Below are 9174 nucleotides of genomic sequence, written 5' to 3' on the forward strand. Positions count from 1 at the left end.
CGTACCGGTTTTGGCGGGGAGAAAGTCATTCTAGGCGGTGGTGCGTTGGTTCTGCCGGTATTGCATGAAATTATACCGGTAAATATGAATACCCTGCGTCTGGAAGTTCGCCGTGCTGATGATCAGGCACTGATTACCCGCGACCGTATGCGTGTCGATGTTATGGCCGAATTCTATGTCCGGGTTAAACCAACCGCAGATTCAATTGCAACGGCAGCACAAACCCTTGGTCAAAAAACCATGTCGCCGAACGAGCTGAAAAATCTGGTAGAGGGCAAATTCGTGGACTCGTTACGTGCCGTAGCTGCTGAAATGGCGATGGAAGAGCTTCATGAAAAGCGTGTCGACTTTGTACAAAAAGTACAGCAAGTCGTGTCGGAAGATCTGCATAAAAATGGTCTTGAACTCGAAACTGTTTCTTTAACAGGTCTGGATCAGACTGGCTTCAAATATTTCAATCCACAAAATGCTTTCGATGCTGAAGGTCTGACCAAACTGACTGAAACCATTGAAGACCGTCGCCGTAAACGCAACCATATTGAACAGGATACTGACCTGGCAATTAAAACCAAGAATCTTGAAGCTGAACAGGCACGCTTACAGATTATTCGTGAAGAAGAATACGCCAAGCTGCAACAGGAACGTGAGATTTCGATTCGTCGCGCTGAACAGCTGGCTGAGATTGCCGCCCAAGAAGCTGCTAAAAAACGTGAAGCAGAGGAAGCACGTATTGCGGCTGAACGCGAAGTAGAATTAAAACGTATTCTGGCTGCCCGTGATGTCGAAAATGAAAATATCCAGAAAGCACAGATTATTCAAAAAGCTCAGGTTGAACAAAAGAAAACCATTGAACTGGCTGAACAGGACCGTGCGATTGCGATTGCTGAAAAATCTCGTGCCGAATCTGAAGCCAAAGCACAAGCAGATCTTGCCCGTGCTCAAGCAGTAAAAGCTGAAGAAGAAGTCGTAACAGTACGTCAGATTCAGCAGGCAGAACGTCAAAAAGCAGTTGAACTGGTGGCTGCCAAAGAACAGGCCGAGAAAGATGCAATTGCGATTACCGTGGCTGCTGAAGCAGGTAAACAGGCAGCGGCTGATGATGCAGAGGCTATTCGTATTGCAGCTGAAGCAGAAGCTGAAAAAGTTCGTTTAAAAGCCAAGGGGGAAGCAGATGCTAAAGTTCTCCTGGCTCAGGCAATGGAGAAACAGTATCAGGTCGATGCTGAAGGTACCCGTGCAGTGAATGAAGCTAACAATGTACTGTCTTCAGAGCAGGTAGAAATGCAGATCCGTCTGGCAATGCTCAAATACCTACCTGAAATTATCCGTGAAAGCGTTAAGCCAATGGAAAACATTGATGATATAAAAATTCTTCAGGTGAATGGCCTTCACGGAGCACATACAGGTTCTTGTCAGGCAGATGCTCATCATGAAAGTAGTAATGTTGCTCTTTCCGACCAAGTTGTAAATAGTGCTCTACGCTACCGCAGTCAAGCTCCGCTCATTGACAGTCTGATGAGTGAGTTAGGCATCCAGGGTGGTGATATTAATGGGATGACACAAAGTCTGAAAACGAAAACCTAAAAATTTATCGCTAAAATTTTTAAAACAAAAAAGCTTCCAAGATGGAAGCTTTTTTCAAAAATTACACATATATTTCCAAATAAACATGCTATCAGTAAAGAAAGCGAATAAGCATCATTCTCATGATGGATTATTAAGATAAGAAAATTTATAACAACGATAATTACTGGATAGCATAATGAAAAATACAACTCCTTCCAGAAAACCTGCACTCAATATAACTTTAAGCTTAGGTTTAATTACCTCTTTAAGTTTACTTAGCACCTTTTCTAGCTCATCAAATGCACTGACCAAACCTTTATCCTTTTCATCATTAATTGAACGATACCAGAAGAACCAACAATTAGAGATGTCAATTATGCATCTTGATTTAGACTATATTTATGACCCTGATCCACGTCAGATGACACGTAATATTAACCAGTTAATCAAGCGTATAGAGACTGTCCAGCCTAATACTATTTTTTTACAGGCTTATGCTGATGAGGATGCTAATGGTTCAGCGAATGAAGTGTATTTCCCTAATCCCCATATGCCTGTCAGGGAAGATTTATTTAAAAAAGTCACTGAACAGATTCGAAATCGTACAACTGTTAAAAAAATCTATGCCTGGTTACCCATGTGGGCTTGGGAACTGCCAAAGCACTACCGGGCAAATTATGTAGAAACTACAAACTCGAACATAAAAGGTTATATTCGCCTGTCGCCATTTGATCCAAAAAACTTTGATTATGTCTATGATATCTATAAAGCATTAACAGATAAAATAACTGTGGACGGTATTTTGTATCATGATGATATTACCTTGAATGACTATGAGGATAGTTCCCCCTCTGCCATGCAAGTATATAAATATTGGGGATTTAAAGATGCTGAAAAAATATTACGTCATCCTCAACATCCAGAACAAATGAAGTTTGCTAAAGCTAAAACCGCCTATTTAGATAATCTTGCTTTAAAATTGAGTAATAAGCTTAAAATCACCCATCCATCACTCAAATTTGCCCGAAACTCTTATGCGCCTGTGATGTTAAATCCTGAAAGCGAGAAATGGTTTGCACAATCAACCTCAAGTACTCTACAGCATTATGATTATAATGCTGTTATGGCTATGCCTTATATGGAAAAAGCCCCAGACCACTCCAAGTTCTATCTTAATTTGGTAGAAAAAGCACGGCAGTATGACCCTACTTTATCTCGGACCATTTTTGAAATTCAAACCATAGACTGGAATACACAGCACAAACTTTCAAATGAGGAGTTATTAGAAACTGTACATCTATTAAAAGAACAAGGAGTGCAGCATATTGGCTATTATCCAGAAGATCCTTTTATGCCACACCCACATGCAACGATTTTTAAGCCAAAGAAATTTTCATAGGCCTACCTTGTATATCGTACTGCTCTAATCTCCCCTCCTGATTATAGTACAGGGTCAATTGTTTGGCCTGTACCATTTCCAGTAAAGCATGCTTTTCAACATCAAAGCTATAAGCAATCTCCTGGAGTTCAACCGGTCTAGGTGCCGAACGTCGATCTACTCGATTGAATCGAATCCAGTTATAACAAGCCCATAACAGCAAGCTTGAAAAAGCAATAATAATCAGTAGGGCCAGCTCAAGTAGCGTCATTCCCTGATAAGGTTTATGGTCTATTAAGACATGATCAACAATCAGGCTCGATTCAAACCACCATAAACCCAGGGAGGCCAATGGCATAAATAGCCATATCCACGCCATCCAGCCTAGTGCCATCAGGCTATAACCACTCGTTCGACCACTTACATATTCTGGAACATCGATATACTCCGGAATATCGAGTTTAGATTCTTTAACAGTTGCTGCGACACTGAGTTCAGAAAGTTCAACAGTTGTTGGGAGCTCCATATACTCGGCAATTTTAACCTGCGGCTTGGCAGGAATATTTTTATTGTTTTTCACCTTATTTTACCTCTGTTTCACCACGGAAGCCTCGGTCTGGACTGATCCACCGTGCACGGGTTTGGGTTTTAAAAATGGTCTTCGGCAACGATACAACGGTCGTTAACATGGTTAAAATCCAGAAAAATAGTGGGTACCAGATTACCCAGAAATAACTTCTGAACATTCGACCTTTATCATATCTGCGGTCAATCCATAGACTGACCATGAACTGAATCAAACAGCTTGCGCCGAGAATCACACCATACCACTGCGGCAACAGAGAATTGATATACCACTCTGGGGCCACAGGAAAGAACAAACCATAAAAGAACAAGACGAATACACCAAACATGGTATATGCCCATAACACACTAATCACAGATTCCAGTGCAATCGGCCACATGCGGCGCAAACGCCATTTAAATATTTTAGGAATATAGGCAAAGAGTACTTCAATACCACCTTGTGCCCAGCGTAATCGCTGCTGCCACAACCCTTTAAAAGTTTCGGGCATATAAATATAGGTGAGCGCTTGAGGGACATACTGCACATCCCAATGATCAAACTGCAAACGCCATGACACATCAATATCTTCGGTAATCATGTCATCACGCCAATAACCAACACGATCCAGAGCAGTTTTTCTAAATCCGGCACAGACACCAGAGACAGTGAAAATGCGACCATAAGTACGTTGTGCCCGCTTAATCAATCCGATAATAGAAGAAAATTCTCCAACCTGGACTTTGCCTAGTATGCTGGAGCGATTGATAATACGCGGGTTACCCGTTACCGCTCCGACACGCGGGAACATGGTTAAGTGGTGCATCATCCAGAGTACACAATGTGGATGCATTAAAGCATCGCCATCAATACAGATCAGGTACTCATAACCACTTACCATTGCCCCTGCACGTAGTGCATACGCTTTACCCTGGTTCTCGGCCAAATGTACTACACGTAATTTTGGATATTTTTCTGCCAGTTCATCCAGAATCTCTCCTGTCTGATCCGAACTGCCATCATTAATCGCAATCACTTCAAATTTTGGATACTGACTTTGCATGGCATAGCGAATGGTCTGCTTGACCTGTTCAGCCTCATTAAAACAGGGAATTAAAATACTACAACCTGCTTCTTTGGGTTCAGGTAATGCTTTCTGATTCAGTTCGCGTTTTATAAAAAACCAGATTCCGCCAGCAATCCACATCCAGGCCATAAACAATGGATAGAAAAAAGCAAAGCCAAAAATGACATCATGTAAACTGATACTATTAATCATTTACGTTCTCCCTGCTGAGCCTGAAAGGGATCACGATAAACGAAAGGATTACTGTTTAAGCTAATCGATGCATAAAGTCTTTGTTGAACCTGCCCGGCATTTTTAAAATTATAATTTTCAAGAGAAATTTTCTGGATACCTTGTCTACGTAAATTCGCAATACTATTAGTAATCCATTGATCTTGTTCTGATTGACCTGCCAGATCAAAACCGATCATCAAACGTTGTTTTTGTACGGAGGTCAATTGCTGAATATTTTTGAGTAACTGGTTATGCTCAGCTTTGCTGGTTTTTTGATCCAAAACCAGATAGATATAGTCTGAATCATCTGCCAGGGTTTCAAATAAGGCCTTCAGCCCCATAGTTTTATGGGTATTTATTTTCAGTACTGCTAAATAGACATTACTGATATTGGCATAGTATTTGGCACGTCGACTCGTATTTTGTTTTAAGTTAATGACTCGCTCAATCTGTTTCTTACATTCAGCCGACCACTGTGTACTCTCTACAGCACAATTTAACTCTTGGCCAGCGTCTATCACCAAGCCTTCCAGATTGCTGTTATATTTGAATATATCTTCAACCAGCTGGACCATATTATAGCCCTGATTCATCATACTGAGCGGTAACTCTGCATAAACACGCTGATACGTACGGGTACGTGCTTGCCATAAAGTACGGTTCAGTAAATCCTGTTGCATTTTTAACTGGCTGTTCGGGAAGTAAGCCACATCGACCGTGCCATTACCATCGAGATCGGCAACAGGTTTCAAGATCAGCTGATTGGTTTTCAGCGCATCTAACTGGTTGAGGAACTGACCGAGTTTTTCATCAGCCTGTTTTATACTGGGCTGCGCAAGATCTTTCAAATTAAACTGAATAAAGCTCTTCTGCTCCAGATAGGGTTGCTTGGTGTGATACAAAAATTCAGACATTGCCTCTTTAATTTCTGCCAGGTTCGGGTTATTCATAATCAAGGCACGCTGATAGGTTTTTACTGAATCAGCCAATGGCGCCATAGTGCCGAGGCTAAAAGACATGCTTAGTCCTGCCTGCTTAGCAATATCTTCTGTTTCTGCTGTTACAGCACCATAGGGCCAGAAAATAGCATGAGTCGGTACTGACAATTCCTGTTCCAGAATGGCTTTAGAACGCTTTAAGTCTTCCAGCACACGCTGCCTATAAGCGAGGTCAGATTCATAACGTGCCTTTGTCAGATCATATATACGTGCAGTTGCAGCAGGCTGCATATTTCTTTGTGGATTCGAAATAACTCCACGATGCAGATTATGTGAATGCGATACAAACTCGACTAAGCCACTATTTTGCATTTCCCGCATCTGGTCCCAATTCATCAGATTATTTGCCCCATAGGACTCTATGGCATCTTTATGCTTGGTACCAATCCAGCTGGTTGGAATAGCAAAAACGGCATGTAATTTATATTGCTTTAATAAAGGAAATACTTGGGTATATCCGCTTAGCGCCCCATCATCGAAGGTCAAAAGTACCGATTTTTCTGGTAATGGAATTTTTTTCTCACGGGCACGGCGGATATCTTCCAAAGAAATAGTTTTCCAGCCTTCACGTTTTAACCAAGCAAAATACTGCGCCAAATATTCAGTACTAATTGCATATTGATCACGATCACCCTGACGTGCTACATCATTCCTGACATCATGAAAAGTGAGTGTTACGAACTGGTTTTCAGGCAGATCCATCGCTTTATTTTCAGCATGACTATATGCCATAAAAAGACTTAAGCATCCTAATAGAGCGAGTGTATTTTTTATTGTTTTCATTAGAATCTCCCTTCAAATCCAAAACTTGCTTCGAGTCTATTTTCATCTTCACCGTCATAAGGGTGTTGCCCATAGGACACCCCATAATTCAGGGACCAAGTTCTGGTGATTTGCCAGAGGTGTTGATACTTCGCCAAATAAATCAGGCCTGAGTCATAATCTTCCTGATCAAATACACCAAGATTTAATGAAAAACGTTGAGTCAACGACTGATCATAACTACGCCAGGTTACCCAATCATGTTCCAGACCTGCTTCTGCACTCCAACTTGAAGATGGATTGAAATAGGAAGTTTCTACATCATCTTTATTCGAGGCCCAAAATCCATACAAGTTCAGATGGGTTAAATGATGTGGAGCCTGGAAAATACGTTGCTTGAAATAGGTACCTAGTTCCTGACGCTCATTTCCGTCATCAATATCAGTAAACTGATAGCTCAATCCAGCCTTTGTAGATTCATGCTGTTGCCAGTTTAAGTCGAAACGATAAGACTGCCCTTCATGTTCATCCTGTATCTGCAATGGAATCTCTGCCTGGCTGTTATAAGCCAGACCATAATTCCAGTGATCACTTAACCAGTGATTCCAGGTTATATTCACACCAAAGCGATCACCCTCGGTCGCTTGTGAAAGTGCTACAGTGGCATACTTACGGTTATCGACCCATTCCAGTCCTACACCGATCCGTTGATCATCTCGCTTACCTTCTTCATACTCTCCACTACGGTACTGATGCTCCACAAAGGCCCGGTAATAATCTGAAAACCATGGGGTATTGAGTCGCGTCCAGCTTTGTTTCTCACGAGAACCATTCAGATTATTGACCAGATCTTGATCATCCGTTTCACTTTTCGCATAAAGACTATTATGTGAAATGGTAAACCGCTCACGATCTTTGAGCTCCTTATGACTACGTACTACCCCGGTATCAGTTCCTGCCCGCTCTAAAAGATCAGTATTGCTACTACGCCATGTCTGCACATCAAAGACAGCTTGTGCATTTTGCATGCTATTAATTCGGGTGGCTTGTGTTGATGGCTCTGTACCATTGAGTAAGGAAACCGTTGCCTGTGCTTGCAAAGGTTTTTCACGCCAACGCTGTATAGTCGCAAGATAATTGATGTAATTACGATTTCCTGGAGATTTATTTACCAGGTCCTGAAAATACAGTTCTGCCTTATCCAGCTGGTTTTTATAACTATAATGAAGACCTCTTAAGATCACATACTCATCCCGGTCCATATGAATCGTACGGTCTACACCTTTAGCCTGACTATAGAAGAAGATTGGTAAGCGCTGATCCATTTCCTTAATTATTTCATCAGCGGCTTTAAATTTTTCTTGTTCAATCAAGCTATAGTACAGACCTGCATAGACGTCATAGTCCACATAGTTCTTTTCTTTAAACAGACTGCGGTACAATATTTCCGCCTGCTTTGGTTTATGGTTGCGCAAATAGCTATCAGCTAGTGCATGTCTGGTATAGGCAGGCATCTGTTCTACCGGCTGATTGATTTTAGCCAGTTGGGCCAAAGCTTCAGCAGAACGTTGCCGTGCACTTAAGGCAAAAATATATTCATAATAAAATCTTTGACGTAACTCGGGATATTGGGCTAGCTCATTTTCATAAGCCTGCATTTCCGAAATCACTTGATCCAGCTCTGTATAGGCAATTTTGCCCTGATCCTTTTCACTTTGTACTTTATAGAAATCAATGGCATTCCGAATATGTTGACTAAACTTGATCAGCTGTACTTCATGTTTGAGACGACTTTGCCCTTTACCCTGCTGCTGTAAATAACGGTTTGCACTGTCATAATCAGCACTGGCTGCCAAAGCCAGCACATACTGTTCCTGCACACTTTCCGAACGACTCATCGATAAAGCGCGAGTTGCGGTATTCAGTGCCTGTATAGGTTGTCTTAATAAGCGATAGGTATAAGCTAATTGTACCAGCTGATCAGTATTCAGCTGTTTCTGGTCAACTTTCCTGATTTGTTGCTCTGCCTGCTCCAACTGACCACTTTCCGCAAGCAACATGCCACGATATAAATCCCATGGAATATCACTTGTGCTGTTTTTCTGAAATTTTGCTGCATATTGTTCAGCCAGCAAAAATTTACCCTGATCACGTAATAACATCACCAGAGGCAGTTGCCCATAGACTGGATATGTTGAAATTTTTAAGTGATTCAGATTGTAATCTTGCTGAATTAGGGGGGAATTATATTGTCGGCTTAACAAAATAAAGTCAGCCAGCAGGTTCATGTTCGCAGGGTCTTTGCGTACCATTTCTGCGAGTATTTTTAAACCTTTTTGGGTATCCCCAGACTTAATTTGCTTGACCACCTGATGCCTTTGCGTGTCTGTAATAGCTGCATATAAAGGATTCAAGCTGATTCCTGTAGCAAGCAACACATAGGCGATTGAGTAATAGTTATTGTTGTTTAGCATTGGCATTTGTCTTGTTATGTATTTTATTTATACAAACATTATAACAAAGTGCGATTTAGCTCACAATTTCATCCTGTCAGACCAAACTATTATGTATTTCTTCTAAAAAAAGCCCTCAATAAGAGGGCTTT

General features: G+C 41.4%; 6 protein-coding genes. 2 read left to right on the plus strand and 4 right to left on the minus strand.

What is annotated here, in order from left to right; all coding sequences use genetic code 11:
* Together B4033_RS04085 and pgaB (B4033_RS04090) are read left to right on the plus strand one after the other, a co-directional pair.
* Nucleotides 1–1584, plus strand: a 1584-nt coding sequence (locus B4033_RS04085; RefSeq protein WP_286832298.1) for a flotillin family protein, incomplete at its 5' end; no start/stop codon positions are given.
* A gap of 178 nt (nt 1585–1762) precedes the next feature.
* Nucleotides 1763–2965, plus strand: a complete 1203-nt coding sequence (gene pgaB, locus B4033_RS04090) for a poly-beta-1,6-N-acetyl-D-glucosamine N-deacetylase PgaB (RefSeq protein WP_286832300.1) — start codon at nt 1763–1765, stop codon at nt 2963–2965.
* On the opposite strand, the gene pgaD is transcribed toward pgaB (B4033_RS04090), so the two are convergent.
* The 4 genes from pgaD to B4033_RS04110 are packed head-to-tail and all read right to left on the minus strand — an operon-like array spanning nt 2943 to nt 9043.
* On the minus strand, nt 2943–3524 hold the full coding sequence (gene pgaD, locus B4033_RS04095; protein WP_004810820.1) for a poly-beta-1,6-N-acetyl-D-glucosamine biosynthesis protein PgaD: 582 nt from the start codon (nt 3522–3524) through the stop codon (nt 2943–2945). The two genes, pgaB (B4033_RS04090) and pgaD, sit on opposite strands and share 23 nt — an antisense overlap.
* Before the next feature lies 1 nt (nt 3525).
* Nucleotides 3526–4788, minus strand: coding sequence for a poly-beta-1,6-N-acetyl-D-glucosamine synthase (gene pgaC / locus B4033_RS04100; protein ID WP_286832302.1), 1263 nt, complete (start codon nt 4786–4788; stop codon nt 3526–3528).
* Nucleotides 4785–6590: a poly-beta-1,6-N-acetyl-D-glucosamine N-deacetylase PgaB gene (gene pgaB / locus B4033_RS04105; protein WP_286832304.1), complete on the minus strand. Its 1806-nt coding sequence runs from the start codon at nt 6588–6590 to the stop codon at nt 4785–4787. Before pgaB (B4033_RS04105) ends, pgaC begins: the two co-directional genes overlap by 4 nt.
* Nucleotides 6590–9043: a poly-beta-1,6 N-acetyl-D-glucosamine export porin PgaA gene (locus tag B4033_RS04110; RefSeq protein WP_286832307.1), complete on the minus strand. Its 2454-nt coding sequence runs from the start codon at nt 9041–9043 to the stop codon at nt 6590–6592. Before B4033_RS04110 ends, pgaB (B4033_RS04105) begins: the two co-directional genes overlap by 1 nt.
* Nucleotides 9044–9174: the final 131 nt, after the last annotated feature.

It is taken from the genome of Acinetobacter sp. UBA3132 (assembly GCF_002364825.1).
GTDB classification, from domain to species: Bacteria; Pseudomonadota; Gammaproteobacteria; order Pseudomonadales; family Moraxellaceae; genus Acinetobacter; species Acinetobacter schindleri.